Annotated in this window: 15 protein-coding genes; 8 read left to right on the plus strand and 7 right to left on the minus strand. The window is 48.1% G+C overall.

Features of this window, described 5'->3' with window-relative positions:
• Positions 1-26: 26 nt before the first annotated feature.
• From MKY23_RS26285 to MKY23_RS26295, 3 genes are all read right to left on the minus strand, one after another.
• Positions 27-1,478, minus strand: a complete 1,452-nt coding sequence (locus tag MKY23_RS26285; protein WP_221789687.1) for a catalase — start codon at positions 1,476-1,478, stop codon at positions 27-29.
• A gap of 394 nt (positions 1,479-1,872) precedes the next feature.
• Positions 1,873-2,685: a winged-helix domain-containing protein gene (locus MKY23_RS26290; protein ID WP_154890284.1), complete on the minus strand. Its 813-nt coding sequence runs from the start codon at positions 2,683-2,685 to the stop codon at positions 1,873-1,875.
• On the minus strand, positions 2,661-3,056 hold the full coding sequence (locus tag MKY23_RS26295) for a transcriptional repressor (protein ID WP_090924136.1): 396 nt from the start codon (positions 3,054-3,056) through the stop codon (positions 2,661-2,663). Before MKY23_RS26295 ends, MKY23_RS26290 begins: the two co-directional genes overlap by 25 nt.
• Before the next feature lie 266 nt (positions 3,057-3,322).
• On the opposite strand from MKY23_RS26295, the gene MKY23_RS26300 reads away from it, so the two are divergent.
• Positions 3,323-4,447 (plus strand): diguanylate cyclase, encoded by a 1,125-nt coding sequence (locus tag MKY23_RS26300; protein WP_339833348.1) that lies wholly within the window; start codon positions 3,323-3,325, stop codon positions 4,445-4,447.
• Between the two features lie 130 nt (positions 4,448-4,577).
• Here MKY23_RS26300 and MKY23_RS26305 read toward each other — a convergent pair whose 3' ends face one another.
• Both MKY23_RS26305 and MKY23_RS26310 read right to left on the minus strand, forming a co-directional pair.
• Positions 4,578-5,516, minus strand: a complete 939-nt coding sequence (locus MKY23_RS26305) for an aldo/keto reductase family protein (protein ID WP_251510337.1) — start codon at positions 5,514-5,516, stop codon at positions 4,578-4,580.
• Between the two features lie 281 nt (positions 5,517-5,797).
• Positions 5,798-7,435: a histidine kinase dimerization/phospho-acceptor domain-containing protein gene (locus tag MKY23_RS26310; protein WP_339833356.1), complete on the minus strand. Its 1,638-nt coding sequence runs from the start codon at positions 7,433-7,435 to the stop codon at positions 5,798-5,800.
• 455 nt (positions 7,436-7,890) lie between these two features.
• Between MKY23_RS26310 and MKY23_RS26315 the strand changes: the two genes are divergently transcribed.
• Entirely contained in the window at positions 7,891-9,852 is a 1,962-nt protein-coding gene (locus MKY23_RS26315) for an anaerobic ribonucleoside triphosphate reductase (protein ID WP_339833359.1), read from the plus strand.
• Positions 9,849-10,358, plus strand: a complete 510-nt coding sequence (gene nrdG / locus MKY23_RS26320; protein WP_339833362.1) for an anaerobic ribonucleoside-triphosphate reductase activating protein — start codon at positions 9,849-9,851, stop codon at positions 10,356-10,358. The genes MKY23_RS26315 and nrdG overlap by 4 nt, the downstream gene beginning before the upstream one ends.
• Positions 10,359-10,375: 17 nt before the next feature.
• On the opposite strand, the gene MKY23_RS26325 is transcribed toward nrdG, so the two are convergent.
• Positions 10,376-12,124, minus strand: coding sequence for a methyl-accepting chemotaxis protein (locus MKY23_RS26325; RefSeq protein ID WP_090924130.1), 1,749 nt, complete (start codon positions 12,122-12,124; stop codon positions 10,376-10,378).
• Between the two features lie 277 nt (positions 12,125-12,401).
• A complete protein-coding gene (locus MKY23_RS26330; RefSeq protein WP_339833365.1) occupies positions 12,402-15,233 on the minus strand; it encodes a glycoside hydrolase family 3 C-terminal domain-containing protein in 2,832 nt (943 codons plus the stop codon).
• Positions 15,234-15,604: 371 nt separating this feature from the next.
• Between MKY23_RS26330 and MKY23_RS26335 the strand changes: the two genes are divergently transcribed.
• The 5 genes from MKY23_RS26335 to MKY23_RS26355 all read left to right on the plus strand — a co-directional run bounded on the left by MKY23_RS26335 (position 15,605) and on the right by MKY23_RS26355 (position 25,985).
• The gene (locus MKY23_RS26335; RefSeq protein ID WP_339833368.1) at positions 15,605-17,149 is read left to right on the plus strand and encodes an FAD-dependent oxidoreductase; all 1,545 of its coding nucleotides are present in this window, start codon (positions 15,605-15,607) and stop codon (positions 17,147-17,149) included.
• A gap of 295 nt (positions 17,150-17,444) precedes the next feature.
• The gene (locus tag MKY23_RS26340) at positions 17,445-18,050 is read left to right on the plus strand and encodes a DUF1700 domain-containing protein (protein ID WP_339833371.1); all 606 of its coding nucleotides are present in this window, start codon (positions 17,445-17,447) and stop codon (positions 18,048-18,050) included.
• Entirely contained in the window at positions 18,047-18,970 is a 924-nt protein-coding gene (locus MKY23_RS26345) for a DUF4097 family beta strand repeat-containing protein (RefSeq protein ID WP_339833374.1), read from the plus strand. Before MKY23_RS26340 ends, MKY23_RS26345 begins: the two co-directional genes overlap by 4 nt.
• A gap of 83 nt (positions 18,971-19,053) precedes the next feature.
• Positions 19,054-19,773: a 3-ketoacyl-ACP reductase gene (locus MKY23_RS26350; RefSeq protein WP_090924125.1), complete on the plus strand. Its 720-nt coding sequence runs from the start codon at positions 19,054-19,056 to the stop codon at positions 19,771-19,773.
• Positions 19,774-20,300: 527 nt separating this feature from the next.
• The gene (locus tag MKY23_RS26355) at positions 20,301-25,985 is read left to right on the plus strand and encodes an S-layer homology domain-containing protein (protein WP_339833380.1); all 5,685 of its coding nucleotides are present in this window, start codon (positions 20,301-20,303) and stop codon (positions 25,983-25,985) included.
• Positions 25,986-26,124: the final 139 nt, after the last annotated feature.

The raw sequence follows: 26,124 nt of genomic DNA on the forward strand, positions 1-26,124 counted from the left end.
TTCCCGCATCCTCAAGTACTCCCGCTTTATTTTGGCATATGCCCAGAGATATCTACACCCAAGCCATGAGCCAGTCGTCCACCCAGCTGACCGTCAGCCCGGAAGAAGTGGCATAATGCTCGCATCTGGATATCTACCGGTACAGCTTTGAGATCATTCGTCAGATTATCCAGCAGATGATGCTGCTCTTCTGGTGTGAAAGAACGGAACAGCTCTCCTGCCTGCGTGTAATCATCCGTTTTCTCAATCTTTTCCCGTGTGACATGCCCCTGTAATGGAACCTGGGTTTCCCGATAAGCCGGATCTTCCTGTGGACTGTTACCTGAGCTGTTAGGCTCATAGTTTACGGGAGATGGGTCCTGGTTCACGTTCATGAGCCCATCACGCTGATGATTGCGCACAGGTGCATACGGGCAGTTCACCGGAATTTGGAGATAGTTAGGTCCAAGACGGTGCCGTTGTGTATCCGGGTAAGAAAACAGACGACCCTGCAACAATTTATCCTCAGACGGTTCAATGCCTGGCACAACAGCACTTGGTGAAAATGCGACCTGCTCCACTTCTGCGAAGAAATTCTGAGGATTACGATTCAATGTCATCGTCCCTACTGTCTGGAACGGTAGTACATCCTCAGGCCATGTTTTCGTTGGGTCGAGCGGATCAAAAGAGAAATCATCCATCTGTTCCGGCTTCAGCAGCTGCACTTGCAGCTTCCACTGCGGATATTCTCCATTTTTGATATGTTCATGCAAGTCTCGCGTTGCGTGGTTAAAATCCTGTCCCTGAACTTCGGAAGCTTCCTTACGAGAAAGGCCACGAGCACCCTGCGCTGACTCCCATTTGTATTTCACATAGTGTACTTCACCTTGGTCATTGATCCATTTGAATGCGTGTACTCCGAATCCATCCATCTCCCGATAGTTGGCCGGAATGCCCAGATTCGAGAACAGCCAAGTCATCATATGAGTTGATTCCGGGGAGAGGGTCATGAAATCCCAATATCGCGCCGGGTCTTGAATGTTGGTATCTGGAGCCGGTTTGAGAGAATGCACCATATCCGGAAATTTAATGGCATCCCGAATGAAGAAAACAGGCAGATGGTTACCCACAATATCATAATTGCCTTCACGTGTATAGAATTTAACAGCAAACCCGCGAGGATCACGTGCGGTCTCGGGAGAACCCGTACCATGAATTACAGTTGAAAATCGTACGAACACATCCGTTTCTGTGCCCGGCTCTTGCAGGAAATCGGCTGACGTATATGCCTTCATGCTCTGCTCCAGCTTAAACACCCCATGTGCTCCTGCGCCTCTTGCATGCACAACCCGTTCAGGAATGCGCTCACGGTCAAAATGAGCGATTTTCTCGATCAGGTGGTAATCCTCCAACAAGGTTGGCCCTCTTCTACCTGCTGTGCGTGAATTCTGGTTATCTCCTACCGGTGCTCCCTGGTTAGTTGTCAAACGATCTGTCATCCTGTCGTCCTCCTTATAATGGGTCTCATGTCTGCTGTATCTATCTACTAATTCCATTCATATTCGTTGTTCGCTCAAATATACATTTAGACTTGATCTAACTGTTAAAATCATTCTAACATGTCCCATCTATCTACTGCATGAGGTTCGTATGAGGTTCAGATGAGGTTGTTACGCTAAAGATGAATGAAACATGAAGCATACGAAAGAGGTTGCATATGACACCGGAAAATAAAATAAGGCGTAGATCATTTAATAAACGATCTACGCCTTATCTGAATCGCTAACAAGATAACCATGAGCCCATATTCCCAATCGCACCACACTACGTGAGGCCATTCTTGTATCTATATAAGTTGGTGTAAAATCTTTAGTTCAACTTAATAGGATACTATTAATCCGCCAATCGATAGCCCACGCCTCTTACCGTAACGATATATTGCGGCGAAGAGGCATTATCGCCCAATTTTTTGCGCAAGCTTTTGATATGCACATCCACCACATTGCTTCCACCTGTAAAATCAGTCTCCCAAATATCACTAAGCATCTCTTCACGCGAGATGACTGCCCCTTTGGCATCAATCAGCTTGAGTAGCAGATCATACTCCGTCTTGGTCAAGTGAATGCGATCCTGATCACGTTGCACGCTCATGCGCTCCCGATCCAGCACCAAGTCTTTGAATCCGATTCGCTGTCCCTCTTCAGGTAAAAAAGCTCGCTTAGGCATTACAGGACTACTTCCAATCATGCGCTGTACACGGTAAAGTGCCTCCTGCGGACGTGCAGGCCATACAAGCAACTCCTCCTGAAGCATCGGTCCGCTTGCACTGCCAATCATCTTCTCCCCCACCAGGTAGAGACATGGTGTCGTTTGTTCCGCCTCGCGGTTCAACCGGCTGTGGATTCCCGTAAATGCATCAATCGTTCCGGCAACCGAGAGGTCATAGATCAGTAGATCAAAAACAAGGCGTTCATGGAGATCCGGTTCCCAGCGATGGAACACAAGTACGTCAAAGCAACTATCTGTCAGAGCCTTCACCAGCTCATGCACCTGACCCGGCATCGGGCTGATCAGAATGACACGTCTGGTAATCGGGCAGTTGTCCACGAGAGGTGCCGTTCCTGAATCTGCCAGCGCAGGCTTGACCCGAAGTGGCAAACGGCGGCCTGACCATTTCACTTTTACTTGACCCGTTTGGTTTTGCATTCCCCGCAGACACCTCCAAATACCACATGTGCATGATCTATTGAATAACCGGTTTCTGCCGCTACCTGCTTCATCCATTGTGGAGGAACTTCTGTCATCACTTCGTCCACTTTGCCGCATACTTCACACATAATATGTTGGTGATCATCCATCCGGGCGTCATACCGACTTGCTGTTTCGCCAAGTTTTAGCTCCCTGATGAGCTCTTTGTCTGTTAAATAGCGAAGAGAATTGTATACAGTGCCATAAGCCAGATTGTACCCCTGTTCCACCAAGCGATTCATTACATCCGCAGCCGTTGGATGGTCTTCTGATTTACGTACGACATCATACACGGCTTGCCGTTGTATTGTCAGATTTAACGTTTTCACAACCAAGTCCCCTTTTTTCTATTTTTCAAATGTATATACCTCTCGAACATATTTGTTCGCTTTGCTTTTACATATCAAAAGAATTTTGATTTAGATTAAGTATAAATCTTAATGCATAAGGAAGTCAATATTGTCCCGTACGGCTACGTTTTAGAATTTTATAGCGCATTAAAACCAAACCCTTCAAACATTTGGGATTATATGGTTCGCTCCCACACTGATTTTCAGATAAAATAGAGGGATGTGCGTAAAAGGGGGGATGCTGGTTGTTAAGCACGTTTTTTGTCAATCTCTGTGTGATCATTTCCTTTCTGTACCTGTCAGGAATCATCGCCAAATACTACAGCATTCGTTTGCCTTTTCCCTCGCTTTGCGTTCAGCTGGTCGGTGGCTTTTTATTCGGTCTATACGGTACAGTGCTTATGAATTATTCTTTCCATATTAATGACACTACCATTGTGGATCTACGGCATTTGGCTGTCGTAACTGCAGCCGTATATCTTGGTGGGCTCGCTTCTGTCATCACCGGAATCATCATCGCGATCCTTCGTATCGTTATGTTTGGTGTCACCTCAGCAGCCATTGATGCAGCATTTATCATGATCCTACTCGGGCTGGCTGGTGTGTATTTTGCCTACGCTTCGTGGTCCAGATTAACCAAGATTATTACTATGAATCTCTTAGGCATGACCATGATATTTATCGTACTGCTAATGAACACACCCAGCATGAATACATTGATGAAAGTATATCCCATACAGATGACCATAGCCTTTGCTGGCGGCCTTTTCATATATTTCATCGCTGAATTTATCAATAGATCCAACGAGATGTTATTTCTGCTGGAACGACGAGCCTCTACAGACCATCTGACGGATCTGAGCAATCGGCGGCAATTCGAGCAGTCTCTCCAGTCTGAGCTTCAACATGCTAGGCAGTATCATCAGAAGCTTTCCTTGCTGGTTATTGATATTGATCGATTCAAAAAGGTAAACGATACGTTTGGTCACTCTGCCGGAGATTCCGTATTGAAGCAACTTGGACAATTGCTTGTAGAACATGCGCGTTCCACGGATCTTGTATCCCGTAACGGTGGAGAAGAATTTGCAATTCTATTGCTCGATTGTGGATATCATCAATCCATGGCTATTGCAGAATCCGTGCGGAAAGCTGTGGCCCGATCTCTTTTCATCCTGCCAGACGGGCAGACCGTAAAGCTCACGATCTCCATAGGCGTAGCCGTTTATCCTGATCACTGTGATGACCACGATGACAACGACCTGTTTGATCAAGCTGACCGTGCGCTGTATGAAGCTAAAAATACGGGACGCAACAGGGTATGCTCACTGCCGCCTCGCAATATCACGGTTGTAGATAATGATTCATTATGAGATGAGGATTAGTCTTAACGACGAAACGAAAGGGATGTCTCACCTGCCTCAACCAAGGCAAGCGGGACATCCCTTTCGCATTCATTAAATCAATGATGTTCTTACAGTTTCTATAGAAAACCAGTTGGAGTCAGGCCAGAATTTGTTCAATCTCTGCAATAACAGCAGCATCCAGCTTAACTCCAGAAGCTGCAGCATTTTCCTTAACCTGTTCCGGACGGCTCGCTCCGACCAGAGCGCTGGAAACATTATTTTGCCGCAAAATCCAGGCCAGTGCCAGTTGTCCCACCTTCAGGTTCAGCTTGTCTGCAACTTCAACTAATTGACGTACTTTGCCGATGCGATCTGCGTTAATTTTCCCTTCATCCCAGCCAAGCTTGGCTGCCCGGCTATTCTCCGGAATATCGGAGACAGATGTATATTTCCCTGTCAGCAAACCTTGTGCAAGTGGTGAATAAACAACCTGTCCGATGCCTTTACGTTCACCCAAAGGAATGATCTCGCTCTCAATATACCGATCAAACATATTATATACCGGTTGATTCACGACAATACGATCTAGCAACAGGCGATCTGCTGTACCGAGCGCAGCTTCCATCTGAGCCGCTGTCCACTGGCTCACACCTACATATAGCACTTTACCATGACGCACCAGATCATCCAGTGCACGAAGGGTCTCCTCTATCGGTGTCTCCTGATGATAACGATGACAATAGTAGATATCGACATAATCGGTGCCAAGGCGTCTCAAGCTGGCCTCGCACTGTTCCATAATATGCTTGCGGGACAAGCCGTGATCGTTAGGGCCATCACCCATTTTGTTAAACACCTTGGTTGCGAGAACATAAGAGCTTCGTGAGTACGCTTTCAATGTTTGACCCAGCAATACTTCTGCGGCTCCCCGCTCATAGGCGTTGGCTGTATCGAAAAAGTTGATCCCTTCATCAAATGCCGTTTCAATTGATTTCACCGCATTTTCACGTTCCACATATCCTCCGTACGTCAACCAGCTACCTAAGCTGATTTCGCTTACTTTCAGTCCGCTTCCACCTAACCTGCGATAATCCATGAATGCATGTCCTCCTCAGAATGTAGAAATGATGAAGTTAAGTTCCATATCCTATTGTAACCCAACCTGAACAAATGGAAAAACATATAAGTAGAAACTCAGGAAAAACAGCAAAAAAGGCACATGCGATGTGATGTGCCTTCTGTAACCTTGGTAGAGTTATATTACTTCTTAACTTCAATAGTAGTCTACACCCGCTTAACTTCAATGAAGTATACGTCCTCTTAACTTCAATATGGGGGATTAGCTCAGATGACATAGCCGGATCACGTAGCAAACGTTTATGGCAAAATAATACTTAGTGCATTTAAAAGCTCAGTCTGTCTAACTGGCTTTGTCAGCACGGCATCAAAAACCTCCGTCTGCTGAATATCCATATGCATCCCATATGGAACGAGCACAATGACAGGCAGGCCTTCAATCTGCTGTTTCAGCGCAATGACGAAATCGACTGTAATGCCCTCACGCAAGCCCAGATCTACAACAGCCACATCCGGCTTATAGCCTTCCTTGATCCATTCATATGCAGAGGCTGAACCCGAAGTCATGCGCACATCCATCTCCCAATTCCGCATCAAGGAGGATACGCCCTGCAAAATATCAGGATCTTTGGCGAGTAGCACTTTTTTAGCTTTCAAACGTTGCTGCACACTTGTGATTTGCGGCAAGTCCCAATATCTGCGTAATGGCAATGAAATCTGGAACTCTGTTTCGTCACCTTGCAGGCTGTTCACCTGAATACGACCATGCATCAGAATGGCCAGATTCTGGCTGACTGCTAGTCCCAGATTGCTACCAATCAGTTTTTCCGTACTGATCGCTTCCGGTTTGGCAGTAGAAACTCGCAAACGGTTGTCGGATAACATCTGTCCCGTGTATCTAACCCGTAGCAAGAGAAGACTTGTATCCTCTACTTCCTCTCCCCTCATCTCTGCTGTCACCAGAACAGCACCTTCACGAGTTGAATCCATTGCGTATTGCATCACATGGCCCAACATCTGACCTATCTTGATCTCATCACCAATGAAAACTTGGGATACATTCAGATTCAGGTTTAATCCCAGTTCTATCTTTTTGCTAGCGGCTGTTCCAGCATAGAGATAGACGGTGTTCTCAATGGTGCTGACCAAATCGAAGGGGTCGTCATGAATTACGGTTTTTCCTGCCTCGTTGATGTTAAAGTTCATCATATTGTTGAGCAGTGAGAGCAAAATATTGCCACTCATTTCAATCATATTCACATACTCAGCTTGTTCCTCCGACATGTCGGGTGTCCGCATCAGATCCGTCAATCCCAAAATGCCGTTCAGTGGATTACGGATTTCATGACTCATCAGTTTGAGCATTTGTGTCTTGGTCATGGCCTCGGATTCGGCACGTTCCTTCTCCGCCTGTAATTTTTCTTGCAATTGTTCTGAATCGCTGATTCTCTGCTCCTGAACGTGCAGCGCACTCTCCAGGTCAACAACGTATCCTAGAAAAACAGCCATAGCTTTCAGCGTCTTCATATCGGTTTCACTGATGTTATACCCTGGATCATCCATTATGCATATCGTTCCGAAGGCTTCACCTGTTCTACGTACAATAGGTACTCCCACAAAAAAGCGATTACCCAATCCACCCGTGACATTCATTGATCGTGTTACAAAATGCTCGGTGGTATCCGAAATGGTAACGACACTGTTATTGTCTCTCAAGACCAGACTACAGTAAGATTCCATAAAAGGAAGCGCAGTCCCTTTGACTATTAATTCTTCCTTGCGGTTGAAGGCTTCCAGAATGACATTAGTCACTCCGTCATTCGTGGCTACAAAGATGGTATTCACTCTTAATATGCCACTTAATACGTCCACAATATGGGCCGCTGCTTCTTCAATATTTTCATAGAAGCCTTGGTTAACGCCTTCTACCGTCCCCATGATCCAACCCCTCTTTGTTTGTCTTAGCTGCTATATTAAGTTCACCGATCAGAATGTTGATTCACATGCAGGGGTCTGCCGGGGAATCCGAACGATTGTCACAAACTATACTTATATGTTTAACACCACAGAAGTACAAGAGAATCATCCTGGTGCCTGTAACCTCTTCTCTCACCGAACAGATCTAAAAAAATGCTTCGATCCACGGTATCTAACTTATAAGTTTATACTTGCAGGGTAAATAGAAATTATACGCTTCTGTTTGAATTTTGGGAACCTTAAACCCGCGCCAAATCCCGGAAGATGCTCTTCCACCTCACAGGGGGTGTGATCATAATCACACCCAAAAACCCACATATAGTTTATAAATGGATAATACAAACCTACATGTAGTATATAACTCATATATTAATCAAATTATAATCTATTTAAAAATCATTTAGGAGGCACGTTACATGACTATGCTTGAGCATGCCGCAGCACCGGCAACCGATCTGTTATCTGACCTGGGAAGACGTATAATTGGCGCAGAAGACGCTGATACGCTGAGGGAGAATGCAAATCTGAATGGAGATTCCTTCAGCGGCAAGATGAGCAGGCTCGGATCGGAGACAGCCAAATGGCATGCCATGCGTCATGTATTGCCAGAGGTGCTTGCCGATGCGGTGGAGAATGGCGATCTGTATGTGCACGATCTGGATCAGTATGCCCTTGGAACAACGAACTGCATTTTTATTCCATTCGATCGATTGCTTGCTTCTGGCTTCAATACAGGGAACGGATCGGTTCGCACACCACAGACCATCATGTCTGCGATGGCTCTGGTCGCGATCATCTTCCAGTCACAGCAAAACAGTCAGTACGGCGGCGTATCTGCCAACAAAATCGACTGGGATCTGGCGCCTTACGTACAACGCTCTTTCATCAAGCATTTTCGCAAAGGTCAACGGCTTTTTGATGAACAAGCCTTGCTGACGGACGAGCAGCTTCATCTGAACAGTGCTGAAGCGAAGCAACAGTGCCCGCGGGCATTTGCTTTTGCAAGTGAGGAAACAGAACTGGAGACAGGACAAGCCGCCGAATCTCTTATACATAACCTCAATACGATGAGTAGCCGAGCGGGCGGACAGATTCCTTTTACATCGCTAAACTATGGTATGTGTACATCAGCGGAGGGTCGTCTGGTGTCCCGCTCCCTGCTCGAAGCAACGATTCGTGGCCTCGGACATGGGGAAACGCCTGTATTTCCACAGCATATTTTCCAGTGTAAGCAAGGGGTTAACCAAGCTCAGGGCGACCCGAACTATGACTTATTCCGCCTCGCGGTAACCTGTTCTTCACGGCGCATGTACCCTAACTTTGTCAACGTGGACGCATCATTTAATCTACCTTACTATCACCCGGAAGACCCGGATACGATCATTGCAACGATGGGCTGCCGCACACGCACCCTTGCGGATCGCTTTGGACGAAATCGGCAAAGTGGTAAAGGTAATCTGTCCTTCAATACAGTCAATCTGGTGAAGCTGGGAATTCGATTTGGCATCTGCCAGAACAGTCGGGCTGTTGCGGATCGGGAAGGATTCTATGTGGCCCTGGATAAAATCATGTACAATGCCGTGGAGGGTTTACTTCATCGGTATGCCATTCAGAAAAAACAGCCTGCCAAATCATCGGACTTCATGATGCGTGAAGGGGTATGGGAAGGCGGAGAGAAATTGGAACCGGATGAGCCGGTTGCCGATCTGTTGAAACACGGCACGTTGTCTCTTGGATTTATCGGGCTCGCCGAATGTATGACTGCTATGTATGGACGCCATCACGGACAAGATATGCATGTGCATCGCGAGGCGCTGAATGTCATCCGTACGATGAGAGAGTTCTGTGATCGGATGAGTGAGCTGCATAACCTGAACGTTACGCTCTTTGCTACACCTGCTGAAGGTTTATCCGGCAAATTCACCAAAATAGACCGAGCCTGTTACGGCCCGATCTCCGGTGTGAATGAACGTGAATACTATACGAATTCATTCCATATTCCGGTCTATCATAACCTTCCCGCCTACCGTAAGATTGAACTGGAAGCTCCATTCCATGCTCTATGTAATGCCGGAGCCATCTCTTATGTCGAACTTGACGGCAATGTGCGGGCGAATACAGCAGCCTTTATGCGCATCGTACAGTACGCGCTGGCACAGGATATCGGTTACTTTTCGATTAACCATCCGATTGATCGCTGTCCTGAATGCGGGTATGAGGGAGTCATCGGTGATACCTGTCCGGGATGCAAAGTTCACGAGAATGAGGTTCACTTCCAGCGCTTGCGCCGTGTAACCGGTTATCTGACAGGAGATTACAAGGTACGCTTCAATGCTGCGAAGCAGGCCGAAGTGCGGGATCGGGTGAAACACCGGTGAATCTGTTTGGTTACATTCCCGAATCGGTCAATGAAGGAACCGGCCTGCGAGCTGTGCTGTTTATCAGCGGATGCCGCCACGCATGTCCGGGCTGCTTCAGCCCGGATTCGTGGAGTTTTCGCGCAGGTGAACCCTTTACAGAAAAGCGGCAGCAACAGATTTTGCATGAGATCACGAACCATCCGTTACTGGATGGCGTGACGTTATGCGGGGGTGACCCCTTTTTCTCAGCAGCAGCATGTACTCGTTGGGTACGTCAGTTTCGAGATGCAAGGCCAGATCTGACGGTATGGGCCTACACCGGATTCGAATATGAGGAACTCATCGCCGACCCGGAAAGAGCAGAGCTTGCACAGCTATGTGACGTGATTATCGACGGGCGTTACCTTGCAGCAGAGCGTGATGTATCTCTGCCCTTCCGTGGAAGTCGTAATCAGCGCTTGATTGACGTGCGCGCAACGCAAGCATCTGGAAACATCGTTACATTGCATCTTGGTGCAGTGTAACGATGTTTTTTCTCCTTTTACACCTGAAACCTTTGGATGACCTGATTCAGTTCGTAAGCCAAACTTCTCAGCTCGTGAGAGAGACTCGATACTTCTTCCATCAGCGCCAGTTGTTCTTCCGAAGAAGCACGAGCCTTGTTCGCGTTACCGGATGAATCCGAAGCCACAACACCCAATTGCTCCAAAGAAGCAGCAATCTGATCACTGCTGGCTGACATTTGCTCAGAGGCGGCGGATACTTCGTAGACTTGTCCCGATACCTTCTGAATAGATTCGACAATCTGGCGGAATGTTTCTGCCGTTACTACGGATGTCTCTGCTCCTCGTTTAGCGACATCCACTGACTCTTCAATGGAAGTTACGGCCTTCTCCGTATGATTAAGGATACCTTGAAGAATCTGGTCGATCTGATCAGAAGACTCTTTGGAGCGATTCGAAAGCTTCTGAATCTCCTGTGCAACCACAGCAAAGCCTCTTCCTGTCTCCCCTGCTCTAGCTGCCTCAATGGAAGCATTCAGCGCAAGCAGGCTCGTCTGATCCGCAATATCCCGAATCATGGACATGATTCCACCGATGCTGCTGTTCAATTGTTGAAGATCATGAAGAACTACAACCGTGCCTGACATGTTAAGTTCAATCTTCTGCATCTGATCGACCATCGTTGTAATATCTGCCTCACCTCGGCTAGCGAGATCCGTTGTATCCGAAGCCAGTTCAGCAACCACCTGAGATGAGTCAGCAATTCGTTTGATGCCAATGACCATCTCGCCGATGGACTCCTGGCATTCATTCGTGGATTGTCGTTGCTGTTCTGCCCCGGAGGACACCTGCAACATCGATTCGGTAATCTCTTGTGAAGCTTCAGTGGTACGTTCCGAACTCATCTGCAGATCCGCAGCTGAGCGGGTCACACTCGCAGAAGTGGACTGAATGCCTGTAATCAGTTGCTGTAGCCCCCCAAGCATATGATTAAATGCGTTGGCCGTTTGGCCGATCTCATTGTTATTGCGTACATCCAGACTGACTGTCAGATTGCCGCCTGCCGCCTGCTTCGATACATCTGCGAGTTTCTGTAATGGTCGAAGTACAATTCGAGCCAGAATGACCATAACTATAATCATAATGACCGCAATGACAAATCCACTCCCCAGACTATACAAAAACATCCACATCTGATCCTGCTTCACTTGGGCTGCGTCCAAATCCAGACCAAAAATAGCAATCGTCTTACCCGTATCATCTTTGATCGTGCTTAGATAGGTCACCCACGTCCCTGCAGTATCCGTGTATGATTCTGTAAAAGCGGTTCCGTTCTGGAATACATGATCATATGTATCTTGAACTACTTCTGGAATTTCGTATTCGACACCGGGGACCATCTCCAGATCATAGAGTGCCTGATTGACTTGCACCCCCGTTAAGATCTGTTTCCCATCCCGTTCGATAATATCCGATTTGAATATATAAGCATTTGCAATAGAGGCAACACCGGTCATCGCATCGAGTTGTTCTTTCAATGACGTGAGTTCGGGAGATGTTGGCTTAGGTGAAGCCTCCAGTTGCTGATTCGCCTGTTCTACCCACTTATGGTTGAGCTGGAGCTGATTGGACAGCGCCTTACCTACCTGATTGATTTCTTCGTAGTAAGCCTGCTGACTTTGTTTGAAATTCAACACACTCATCAGGATGATCATTACAAACAAAATGATGGCAATCAGGACAGAACTGGTGAAAACCAAACTTCGATTGCGGAAGTAGCGTAACATTGCAGATTCCCCTTTTCCTTTACTTTTCTAGCTTACATATCCGTCCTGATAAAGAATGAGTTCGGGTTCGACCTCTTTCCCCACCTATGCGTCCAGCATATGATATGACACTATATAATATATATCGTGATATAATTGCTTTTTTTGAATGGGGATCATGTAAAAATAAAAAAAGGCCAACCGTTAAAAACAGGTTGACCTCGCATAATAGAGAATAGGAAAAAGATGGTCAGCGACCTCTTCTATCCTGCTCTCTATCGTTTACATTTTCTATATGTTAATGAACCTCAAAATGACGAACACGGACGCCCGCAGGTAATATCAGATAGATATCCTGCACTCCTGATGCGCCTGTCAGTTCAACCTCTACTGTAGACCACTGCTGGGCACCGCTCTGTGCCAGCTCTACACGTCCTGCAATTGTACCATCCGGCGTACCCAATCTCACCTCCAGCACACCTCCCTGCTGTTCTGAGGATACGCGAGCTTCAAACGTGGTGGCCCCGTTGCCAAGGTCGGTATTCTTAAAGGCAATCCATCCTTGCTCACCAATAACATGGACAGCTGTTCCGCCCTCTTTGCACTCATCCAGCTCCACACCCAGATACGCATCGTAGTTCTCGGCGCGTGTAGTCACACTCAAGTCACGTGCAGGGATCGTCTCCCCTTCTACCTTGAGATCCGCGACTAACTGCACATCCGAGGAAGATTTGGCAGCCATAATGGAATAGATGCCGTCCTCCACCACATAGCGATCACGGGTAACATCCCAGATCGCGAGTTCCTGAACGGGCAGGTCAAAATGAACAGTCGCTGTCGCTCCAGCTTCAATATGCAGACGTCGGAAAGCTTTTAGCGTTTTAAGTGGACGTTTCACTCGTGACTTTCCTGCACGCACATACAACTGCACGACCTCGTCGCTGGCAATTGAACTGGTATTCGTCACATCCACTCGAATGGTCACGCGATCGTCTTTTCCTGCTTGCGCAGGGCTAATCTCCAGATTGCTGTATTTAAATGAAGCATAGGTCAGACCATGTCCGAACGGATATAGCACATTTCCTTCAAAATATTGATACGTGCGGCCCGCTTGGATAATGTCATAATCCCGAATATCGGGAAGTTGATCTTCTGATTGTACCCATGTCATGTTCAGACGGCCCGCTGGTGCGTAGTCTCCGTACAATACGTCAGCGACTGCGTTACCCAGCTCCTGTCCGGCGTGTGACGTATATAGTACCGCTGGAATATTCTCCTGAACCCAGTTACAGGTAAATGGATAACTTCCTACAATCACCACTACGGTGTTCGGGTTAGCTTCATGTACTGCCTTCACCAGCTGAAGCTGTGATTCAGCCAGCTCCATACTTGGGCGGTCCACTTCTTCTTTACCGTTGACAAGCGGGTTGTTACCGACAAATACAATCGCTGTCTCGGCTTCTTTGGCTACAGCAACAGCCTCGTCGATCCCATTCGTTACGACATTTTGCTCGAATAGCTCTGCATCACCGAATGTTGTCAACTCTTCGGCCACCTTGAGTCCATCATGGCCAGCGTTCGATGTCGTCACGACTCTACCATTCCATGTGGTAAGCCCCACACGACCCTCCGCCTGTGGCAACAGATGAAACACTTCTTTGACAAACCAGCCGTACACTTCATTAGCCGAGGCAGTGACCGACTCTTCATCTGTGGTCAGGTATTTGCGGTTACTCTCTGCCTGCAACGTGTAACTGCCGAACCCCCAATCCGTCACTCGGAATGTCTCGGCTTCTTCTGAGGCTCCTACTGCCATCTCAGATGAGCCCTCCACTCTGACAAGGCCCAGCTTTTTTCCACTTGCTGCTGATTTCAGTGTGATGCGATAGTCACCGTCCTGGTAGGTTACGTTATCGCTGCCCACCTTGCTCCGAATCGCTTCCAGAGGTGTCACGCTGTAGGGCATCGTGCCAGCATACCAATCCCGATAGACCGTTCCGCCGAGTTGGCCAATCACAGCTACTTTGCCTGTTTTGGTTTTGTCCAACGGAAGGGTACCATTTTCGTTTTTGAGCAAAACCATCTGCTCTCTTGCCGCCCGGAGAGACAGCGCTTTGGCCTTCTCCGTCATCATGGATTCCTCACCAATTGCAGCGTAGGGATTGCCTTCTTCCGGATCAAATTCACCTAGACGGAATCGCACACGGAATGTATTAAACAAGGCTGTGTCGATATCTTCCATGGTCAGCAGCCCCTGCTCCAATCCTTCACGAAGCGCTTGCTTGGACAGTTCGGCATCGTCGGTGATACTGTCGATCCCCGCTTTGACCGATTCAACCGTACCCGGTGTGTGGGATTCATAATATTTATGATCATTCTTGATGCCCATCACGTCGCCCGCGTCACTGACGATGAATCCATCCATGCCCCATTCGCCTTTAACAATCTCGTTCACAAAAGGATGCAACAAAGCCGGCGTGCCATTAATCGAGTTGTACGCTGTCATCATCGACTGTGCTCCGCCTTGCTTGAATGGCTTTTCGAACGCTTTCAAATAATATTCACGCATATTGCGTGGATCAATGCTGGATGAGCCGCTACCACGATCCACTTCGTTGTTGTTGCCGAGGAAGTGTTTGAGCGTTGCCACAGCTTTGTAATACTTGGGATGGTCTCCTTGAATACCTTTGACCAATGCGGTTGTCAGCTCTGCGGTCAGTTCCGGGTCCTCGCCATACGCCTCTTCGTTTCGTCCCCAGCGCGGGTCACGTTCCATATCCACCGTGGGTGCCCACAGCGTAAGACCGTTGACGGCAGGATTCCGTTTGTAAAATACACGTGCTTCGTCTCCGATGACAGAGCCGATCTCTTTCATCAGTTCGGTATCCCACGTACATGCGAGTCCTACAGGCTGCGGGAATGAGGTAGCTTCACCAAGCCAAGCCAGGCCGTGAGCGGCTTCCGTTCCATGTTTGTACGCAGCAACGCCCAGGCGTTCTACAGCTGGCTGGTATTGCAGCATGGATTCAATTTTTTCATCGTCCGTGAGACGGGACACAAGGTCCTTCACTCGATCGTTAAGTGCCATTGTTGTATCTTGAAACGGATATTTCGTTTGATGAGTTGTCATATCTATTCTCCCTTTAATGTATAGTATAGATTGATTATGATAGCGAATACATTTTAATTCATGAAAACGGACTATATCTTTCGGATTACCTCTCTAAATTAGGCAAAATACCTTTATAAAACATGATTTATTTTTATTTTAGGGTATATTAACCAAAAACCTAAAACGATTTCGGTAATCTTACTATAAAACATTCTGATATAAAAAAACAGAGGGACGTTTCAAGAAAATGTTCCTCTTCCTTTCTTAAAAATATCTAGCTACTCGTTTTTTTCTGGCATACTCTGGCAATCCTGATTAGAAGTACAGGGACTTCTGCTTCTGAACGTCCCCTATTATGCTGTGATCATGATTAGGAGGAAACCAATCCAATGAATAACAATGAGCAGTTGAACACAAGTTTACCACCGGTTCCCGAATCTTTGTGGCGTGCCGCGAATACATTCGAATCTTATCCGAAGTTAACAGAAGATGCCACAGCGGATGTAGTGATTATCGGAGCCGGGATTGCAGGCATCACCACAGCCTATTTGCTTGCCCAGTCTGGACTGAGTGTCGTTCTGCTTGAAGCTGGAAAAGTACTGGACGGCACAACAGGCCATACAACCGCCAAAGTATCTGCACAGCACGGGGTCATCTATGATGAAATTATGCATCACTTCGGACATGAGCAGGCACGGATGTACTATGAAGGGAATGCAAATGCAGCGAGCTGGATGCGTAGTCTGGTCAAGGAAAAGCAGATCGATTGTCAGTGGGCTGATGAGGATGCCTATGTCTATATTCAGTCCGATGACCATATCAAAAAGCTGGAGATTGAGCTGACCGCTTATGGCAAACTCAACATCCCTGGCGAATGGGTAGACCCCCTCCCGATTCCTGTTCCCTCCAGAGCCGGCATTCGTATGCCTGGACAAGCACGTTTCGACCCATTAGCTTACTTGCATCACTTGCTTGCTTCAGCCGTAAAACAAGGGGTACGTGTCTATGAACAAACAACGGTAACTGACGTTGAGGAGGAATCCTCTCTGAAAGTAAGAACCTATAATGGTTCATTCGTCACGGCAGAGCATATCGTTGTCGCTTCCCATTTTCCCGTATATGATCCGGGATTTTACTTTACCCGCCTGCACGCTGAACGCTCATATGCGGTGATGGTTGAACCTGAAAGACCTTATGCAGGCGGCATGTACATCTCTGATGATGATCCGGCCCGTTCACTCCGTGCTGTAGTTCATAATGGTAAAGAGCATATTCTATTCGGCGGAGAAAATCATAAAACCGGACAAGGCATCTGTACCTTCGGTCACTACGAGCGCCTGGAGAAATATGCAGCCGAGACGTTTGGGATTCGTAACATCCCGTTTCGCTGGTCGGCTCAGGACCTGATCTCCATCGATAAAGTGCCCTACATCGGGCCGATTACCGGAAGACATGAACGGGTCTATGTCGCTACAGGCTTTGCCAAATGGGGCATGACCACGGGCACGATGGCCGGACATCTGCTGGCAGACCGAATTACCGGCAGAGATAACCCGCACGCAGAAGTATTTGATCCGGCAAGATTCAAGGCAGACCCGGGTTTCAAACACTTTATCGTAGAGAATGTCAATGTTGCGAAGGAGTTAATTGCAGGCAAAGTCGGCATTGTGCACAAAAATATAAACGAGCTCGGCAACGACGAAGGCGCAGTCGTGCGTCATAACGGTAAAAGGGCCGGAGCCTATAAGGACACCAGCGGTAAGCTGTTCCTGGTTGATACAACTTGCACCCACTTGGGATGCGAAGTGGAGTGGAATAATGGGGAACGTTCCTGGGACTGCCCATGCCACGGCTCACGCTTTAATTATGAGGGACATGTCATTGAAGGGCCTGCGGTCGAAGACCTGCCCATCCTGGATGTGCAGGGGCAGTAAATACAATAGAAGTAAACTATAACTATATATCCATACAACGAATAACCCCTTCCCCACCAAATGTACAAAAGTTGTATTTCTGAACTCCATGTGTGAATATACGTGGAGTTCGCTGACATACATTTCATCTCATAGACCGGATCGGTATCCGTCTCCAGACGGAAGCAGCCGAACCGGTTTTTCTGTATGCTGGTATAGAAGGAAGTTATAATACGATCTGACATTACATAAATACGGAATGCGTTGATGAATCCACTACCACTGCACTAAACATAGGGTGCGAAAGGAACACAAGATGAATAGACAACAATTTATGCAAGCTATGGAAGTCGTTTTACATCCGATGGACCGGTTGGAACGTGCGGAACTCCTTGCAGATTATGCCCAAAAGTTCACACTAGGGCTACGTGAAGGCAAATCGGAGGAAGACATTACACGTGAGCTCGGCCACCCGGAGGAAATTGCACGTAAAGTACTCGGCGAACGGTATAACGCTAACGCATACTCTCACACATCCGATAGAGATCCCTTTGATGGGCCAACGTTCAGAGAGATGAAACCACATGTTAATCACAATCGGGCTACGCGGAACTTTTTTGTGGGCATAGGCTTGATTTTCCTTAATCTTACACTCATGATTCCTATTGGTCTTAGCCTCTGGTCTGTATGGCTTACAATTGCAAGTCTGTCCTTGCTTGCGCTGGCTCCTGTCGCAGCTGCCTTCGACTACCTGTATCTGAATCACCTTGAAACAACAGAAATTTTCGTTGCTATTGGGCTGTTCGGTATTGGCATTTTGTTTGCCCTTGCCTCCAAATTTGTCTTTATCGCATTTAAAAATGTGACACTTCACTATATTCGGTGGAATATCAACGTGATGAAAGGGGATGTTTCTGCATGAGCACCAAAAAATGGCTAGCACTGGCTCTCATCTGCATTGGCATAGGTTTACTTGGAACATCGGTCTATGGTTTTCAGTTCAAGGATGATAGAGAAGCATACAGCAAGCGGTGGGAACTCAGCACCGGAGGACTACAAGATGATCTGCAAAATATTCAGCTGGATGGCAATTTCAATGCTGATATCGAATTCATCGTTAGTCCAGACAACACCGCGTATATCGAAGTGGATGGAAAGTGGGAACCGGAGGTTATTCAAAGCTTCGAGGAGGCAAGTTTTACCGATGGCACATTCCAGCTGACGCTGCAAAAACACAACCGTCTGAAGTTGTTCTCTTTTAATTGGAACTGGGGGGAACAAGATTCAAGAATAACCGTGGCTTTGCCAAAAGGATATCCCTTGAATGATGTCACACTACACTCTAGCTCAGCGGATTGGGATATAACCGGGCTACATGCTGAATCTCTGGAGATGAAAAGCACCTCAGGCTCCATTGTTTTGCGTGATATTCAAGCTCCTCGCATGGAATTGTCTTTGACCTCAGGGGACATTGCTGCTTCTGCTATTCAAGGGGATTTAGCCGTGGAACAGACATCAGGAAGCTTCACCGCAAAACAAGTGGATGGAAAAGTAAATAGCGTGATTCAATCAGGAGATGTGGAAATTGCACAATTGAATGGTGAGGCTAATGTTGAGTTCACATCCGGCAGTATTGATATCCAGCAATCTCACGCAGCGCCTATTCAGGTATCAGGGACATCGGGGGATATATCCATTCAGGCTGCGCCTGATTTTGATGGAATTTATGAGGCCAAGGCCACTTCGGGCGACGTTAATATACCGGAGTCACCAGGCATAAGTCAGGATGTGATCCAGGCACGTACGACTTCTGGCAGCATTCGAATCACCCAACCGCGCTAACGTGTGATGAAGCATATTTCCGATCATTGGGTAAAGTATAGTATAATCAAGTGCTAACCCAAATGCTGAGGAGGAATATTCCTATGGAACTTAAAAATAAAACAGCCATCATTACTGGCGCCGGTAAAGGTATTGGCCGCGCCATCGCGGAAGCCCTTGCCAAAGAAGGCGTACATCTTGGACTGATCGCCCGCACCGCTTCCGATCTGCAAGCCCTTCAAGAGTCTTTAAGCCAGCAATATGGCGTGAAAGTAACAAGTGCTGCAGCAGACATCTCAGATCGCTCTCAAGCTGAAGCAGCGGTCGCAGCTATCGAGATGGAGCTTGGAGCAGTCGATATCCTTATTAACAATGCAGGGATCGGAAGTTTCGGTACACTGCTAGAGATGGACCCTGAAGAGTGGGAACGCATCCTGCATGTGAATGTCATGGGTACATACTATGTAACTCGGGCCATTCTTCCAAGCATGATCAAGGAAAGCAGCGGCAGCATCATTAATATCGCTTCAACGGCAGGTGAGCGCGGATTCGCTACAGGTTCAGCCTATTGTGCATCCAAATTCGCATTGCTGGGCATGACGGAATCCTTGATGCAGGAAGTTCGCAAATCGAACATTCGTGTAACCGCGCTGACACCAAGCACCGTAAATACGGAACTGGCTGTGAATGCCGGACTCAAAATCGGAGATGAGGATCGCATGATGCAAGCCGAAGATGTAGCCGAACTGGCGCTGGCTACCCTCAAGCTGTCTGACCGCGTATTCGTCAAAGCCGCAGGCATCTGGACAACCAATCCACAGTAAGATGTGACTCCACCAACCAGAATGCTGGTTGGTGGTTTTTGTGTTTATGATATAAAGGATATGTAACGTATTCGTGAGGATGCTGAAGGTAATTAATTCGAAAAGTGTTCTACAAGAACTAATAGGGTTGATTGTTTGTATCCAGAGTCATGATGCAGAACACTTCTCTATCGTAATCATTAAGAAACCTTTTAAAAGTAAACACGGCATCCCCTGGAGTTTTGATTTTGTTTTTAGGAAAATGAATTGATGTTTTATCACGTACTATTTATAGTTTTATGATTTGGACAATGGTCTGCGTAGCTTTTGTTCGTTTACTCATTCGTAGATACGACTTTCCGGTATACGTTCTGGCCCGAGTCCGGGATTTTGTCGTAGCTTTGATACAATAGAAACAAGCAGAATGAAAGAGCCTTCGGAATTGATCGAGATTCCAAGGCTCTTTCATGTTTATTTCTTGTTTATTTTTTGTTTATTGTGTTTTTGTATAATAAACCTGATTTTTGTCGAAATGGGGGACGAGAGCTGTGAATCATCAAAGAAAAGCCAAACAATGGTTGAAGAAGTTGTATATATTGAGCATGGCGTTGATTATTGCATGTTCAAGCATATTAGAAATCCCGGTTTATGCAGCTGAGACTTGGAGTCAATTTGGCCGGATCGGGTCGGTCTCCAGTTCAAACCCCGGAGGTTTTGCCTCTCCCAAAGGAGTAACGGTAGACAGCAGCGGGAATGTGTATGTGGCCGATAGTAGCAACCATCGCATTCAGAAGCTGACCCTATCGACGAATACATGGAGCGAGTGGAAAAAGGTCGGTGGCGGCGCAGGAAGCGGTTTGGGCGAGTTTAACAGCCCATGCGCAGTGGCGGTAGACAGCAGCGGAAATGTATACGTGGCCGATTCTGGCAACCATCGCATACAGAAGCTGACCCTATCGACGAATACATGGAGCGAGTGGAAAAAGGTCGGCGGCGGCAATGGACTCGGTTTGGGCGAGTTTTACAATCCAAGAGGAGTGGCGGTAGACAGCAGCGGGAATGTGTACGTGGCCGATAGTAGCAACCATCGCATACAGAAACTGACCCTATCGACGAATACATGGAGCGTGTGGAAAAAGCCCAGTACCGGCGCAGTCGCAGGAAACGGCTTGGGCGAGTTTAATTTTCCTAATGGAGTGGCGGTAGACAGCAGTGGGAACGTGTATGTGGGTGATAGTAACAACCATCGTATTCAGAAGCTGAACAAATCCACGAATACATGGAGCGAGTGGGTGAAGAGCGGCGGCGGCGCAGGAGCCGGTTTGGGTGAGTTTAATACTCCAAGAGCAGTGGCGGTAGACGGCAGCGGGAACATCTATGTGGCCGATACTGGCAACCATCGCATTCAGAAGCTGAACGCAGGAAGCGGTACATGGAGCGAGTGGGTGAAGAGCGGCGGTGGTTCAGGAAACGGCTCGGGCGAATTTATTAATCCAAATGGAGTGGCGGTAGACAACAGTGGGAATGTATATGTGGCCGATGACAGTAATCGTATTCAGAAGCTGAACGCAGCCAACAATACATGGAGCGAGTGGTCTGTATTAGGGCCTGTTAACGGGATTAGTCCGGGCGAGTTTACTTTTCCAAGAGCAGTGGCGGTAGACAGTAGCGGGAACATCTATGTGGCCGATTCTGGCAACCATCGCATACAGAAGCTGAACAAATCCACGAATACATGGAGCGAGTGGAAAAAGGTCGGCGGCGGCACTGGAAGCGGCTTGGGCGAGTTTTACAATCCATTGGGAGTGGCGGTAGACAGCAGCGGGAACGTGTATGTGGCCGATACCGGCAACCATCGCATTCAGAAGCTGACCCTATCGACGAATACATGGAGCGAGTGGAAAAAGGTCGGCGGCGGCACTGGAACCAGCTTGGGCGAGTTTAGCGTCCCAAGTGCAGTGGCGGTAGACCTTAACGGGAATGTGTATGTGGCCGATACCGGCAACCATCGCATTCAGAAGCTGACCCTATCGACGAATACATGGAGCGAGTGGAAAAAGGTCGGCGGCGGCCCAGGAAGCAGTTTGGGAGAGTTTAGCGTTCCAGGTGCAGTGGCGGTAGACCTTAACGGGAATGTGTACGTGGCCGATTCTGGCAACCAGCGCATTCAGAAGTTGACCCTATCGACGAATACATGGAGCGAGTGGAAGAAGGTCGGCGGCGGCACTGGAACCAGCTTGGGCGAGTTTAACAATCCAAGAGCAGTGGCGGTAGACAGCAGCGGGAATGTGTATGTGGCCGATTCCGGCAACCATCGCATACAGAAGCTGACCCTATCGACGAATACATGGGGCGAGTGGAAAAAGGTCGGCGGTGGCACTGGAACCAGCTTGGGCGAGTTTAATACTCCTTATGGAGTGGCGGTAGACAGCAGCGGGAATGTGTACGTGGCCGATTCGGCCAACCATCGCATGCAGAAGCTGGATATACCTTCATCTGCGATCATTGACTTTGCAAGCACAGCGAAGACGAGCACAACGGCATCGTTCAGTTGGACTGCAGCCAGCGGAGCGACGGGACTCATCATCGAGCAGTCGCCAGCCGGAGCGAATACATGGACAACGACCACGATTGGCGCGATCGCAACCAATTCGACGACTGCGACGGTAACAGGGCTCAGCGCGGCCACCGCATATGATTTCCGGTTAGTGGTCAGCGGCGGGGCGAACGCAGGCAACTCGAACACGGTGAGTGTCACGACCGATAATGTACCAACGTACACGATAGCAGAGATAGCGGATCAAACGGCAACGGAACTGACGGCAGGTTACAGTTCGGGCACTCAGGACACGAAAACGATCACGATTACGAAAACCGGCACCGGAGATTTGACGAACGTAGCGACGGCGTTAAGCGGAACCAATGCGACCGACTTTGTAATTACGCAGCCGGGAACGACGACACTAAACAGCGGAACGACATCGACGACGTTTACGGTGAAAGCAAAGGACAGCCTGGCAGCAGGCACGTACACCGCAGCGGTGACGGTATATGCGGACAGCATGACGAACGTGACATTTGCGGTTACACAGACGGTGAATCCAGCGCCCGTGGCACCGTCTATCACAAGTCAGCCGGGCAACAAGACAGTGACAGCGGGACAGACGGCAACGTTCAGTATAACCGCCAGCGGCGACGCGCCACTTAGCTACCAGTGGAAGAAAGACGGCAATGCGCTGACAGACGGCGAAAACATCAGCGGAGCAACGGCGGCGACCCTAAGCATCAGTAACACGCAATCGGGCGATGCGGGCAGTTATACCGTCGTGGTCACCAATGCAGCGGGGAATGCGTCAAGCAACGCGGCAACTCTGACGGTGAACGCTCTGACCAACGCGGCAACACCAAGCATTGATACACAGCCGACGGGCGATACGGTTAACGAAGGTGATAGCAGCCCGAACTTGAGCGTAGCTGCCAGCGTAAATGACGGCGGAACGCTGTCCTATCAGTGGTACAGCAATTCGGTGAACAGCACGATCGGCGGCAATGCAATTGCGGGTGCAACCAGTACAACCTATGCCGCACCGACGACATCGACAGGCACGACCTACTACTATGTTGTCGTAACGAACACAAACAACAGCGTCAGCGGCACCAAGACCGCAACGGCAACGAGCAACATCGCTACGGTCAACGTGAATACTCTGACCAACGCGGCAACACCAAGCATTGATACACAGCCGACGGGCGATACGGTTAACGAAGGTGATAGCAGCCCGAACTTGAGCGTAGCTGCCAGCGTAAATGACGGCGGAACGCTGTCCTATCAGTGGTACAGCAATTCGGTGAACAGCACGATCGGCGGCAATGCAATTGCGGGTGCAACCAGTACAACCTATGCCGCACCGACGACATCGACAGGCACGACCTACTATTATGTTGTCGTAACGAACACGAACAACGGTGTCAGCGGCACCAAGACCGCAACGGCAACGAGCAACATCGCTACGGTCAACGTAAACATCGCGCCTACCCATACGATTGCTCCTATTGCGGATCAAACGTTAGCTGCACTTACTCAAGGTTATGCTCTGGGTACCCAAGAGACAAAAACTATCGATGTAACGAATACTGGCACGAGCGATTTGTCGAATCTGTCGGCGACGGTTAGCGGCATTCATGCTAGCGATTTTGTGATTACGCAACCAAGTACAACGTTAGTGAACGGAGCGACCACGTCAGCCTTTACGGTGAAAGCGAAAGATGGCTTACCAGCGGGGACATATACCGCAACAATAACGTTATCAGCAACCCAGATGACGGATGTGACGTTTACAGTGATGCAAGTTGTGAACATGCCGAACGCACCGGAAAATCCGCAAAACCTTGTGGCTGTCGGTGGAAACGGTGAGGTCACCCTAAATTGGAGTACGGTAACGGGAGCGACGTATTACAACCTTTATATGGCGACTGATCCAAGTCAGCTTAGTAACGCTTCGGTTGTTATCGTCAATTCCTCTACCTACAATGCACAAAACTTGCTAAACGGCACGACCTATTTCTTTACAGTGAGAGCAGGTAACTCGGGAGGCTTGAGTGGGGAATCGAATCAGGCAAACGCCACCCCTGCAACTGTACCGGCAGCCCCAACGAATTTTTTGGCAGTAGCTGGAAACGGAGAAGCCACCGTAACCTTTACAGCTCCAACCGAGAACGGTGGAAGTCCGATTACGGGGTATGAAGTAACCGATTCATCAGGGAATGTAGTCACAACAGGAGCGGCAAGTCCGATTGTAATTACAGGTTTAACGAATGGAACGAGCTATACATTTACGGTGAAAGCGATCAATGGTCTAGGAAAAAGTACAGCATCCGCTAATTCAAATGCGGTTATTCCGCAAAAGTCATCCGGCGGTAGCACGATCCCGATCGATACGCCATCCGTGCCTAGTACTCCAACCATCCCGGAGAAAACGAATACGGGAATGGATATACTTGTGAATGGTAAAGCGGAAAATGCGGGGACCGTAGCGAGGACCCAACGAAACGGTCAAACCGTTACAACCGTGTTTGTGGATCAGAAAAAGTTAGAGGACAAGCTCGCTGCGGAAGGCCAAAATGCTGTGGTGGCGATACTTGTAAGTGACAAATCCCATGTGACCGTCGGCTCATTGAACGGTCAGATGGTGAAAAACATGGAGGACAAGCAAGCTGTTCTTGAGATTAAAACCGATCGTGCGACCTATACGATTCCAGCGCAACAAATCAATATTAATACGATATCCGAGCAGGTCGGCAAGTCAGTAGCCTTGCAAGATATCCAGGTACAAATCGAAATCTCCGAACCAACCACAGATATGGTGAAAGTTGTTGAGAATGCGGCAGCCAAGGGAACGTTCACGCTTGTCGTACCGCCGTTAAACTTCACGGTGAAGGGTATCTACGGAGATAAGACTGTCGAAGTATCGAAGTTTAATGCCTATGTCAAACGAAATATTGTGATTCCGAATGGTGTTGATCCCGGTAAGATTACCACAGGAATTGTTGTTGAGACAGACGGAACCATACGTCATGTTCCGACCAAGATTGTCGTGATTGACGGCAAATATTACGCGCAAATCAATAGCTTGACGAATAGCACGTATTCTCTTGTCTACCATCCGCTCGAATTTGAAGATGTGGCCAAACATTGGGCAAAACAAGCAGTGAGCGACATGGGATCACGGATGATTATCGATGGTACGGGCAATGGTATGTTCAGTCCCGACCGGGATATTACCCGTGCTGAGTTTGCAGCTATCATTGTTCGCGCATTGGGACTCAAGACGGAGAATGGAGCAACCTCATTCTCAGACATACAATCAACAGATTGGTACAGCAGTGCTGTCAATACTGCTTATGCCTACCACTTGATCGGCGGTTTTGAAGATGGTACCTTCCGTCCGATGGACACGATTACACGGGAACAGGCAATGGTGATCCTCTCCAAAGCAATGGCGATTACTAGTCTGAAAGGCAATCTTGCTGTTCAATCGACAGATGTAATACTTCGCCCTTATGGAGATACGGCAACTGTGTCTGCATGGGCGCTGAGCAGTGTAGCTGATACTGTAGAGGCTGGCATTGTATCAGGAAGAGGCGGCAATGAGCTTGCACCGAAGGATTACATCACTAGAGCTGAGGTTGCCAAAATTATTCAGGGACTATTGCAAAAATCCGGCTTGATTTAAGCAAGGGGATGACGGCAGCTGAATTGTGATTTGGCACAGCTAAGACTCGCAAAGAAGAACTAATTAACTAAAACAAGGTGAGGGACACGTGTCCCTCACCTGTTTATGCTTTTGTAATACACTTGAATCAGATCTTTAC

The organism is Paenibacillus sp. FSL R7-0272, from assembly GCF_037969905.1.
In the GTDB taxonomy this organism is placed as follows: Bacteria; Bacillota; Bacilli; order Paenibacillales; family Paenibacillaceae; genus Paenibacillus; species Paenibacillus polysaccharolyticus.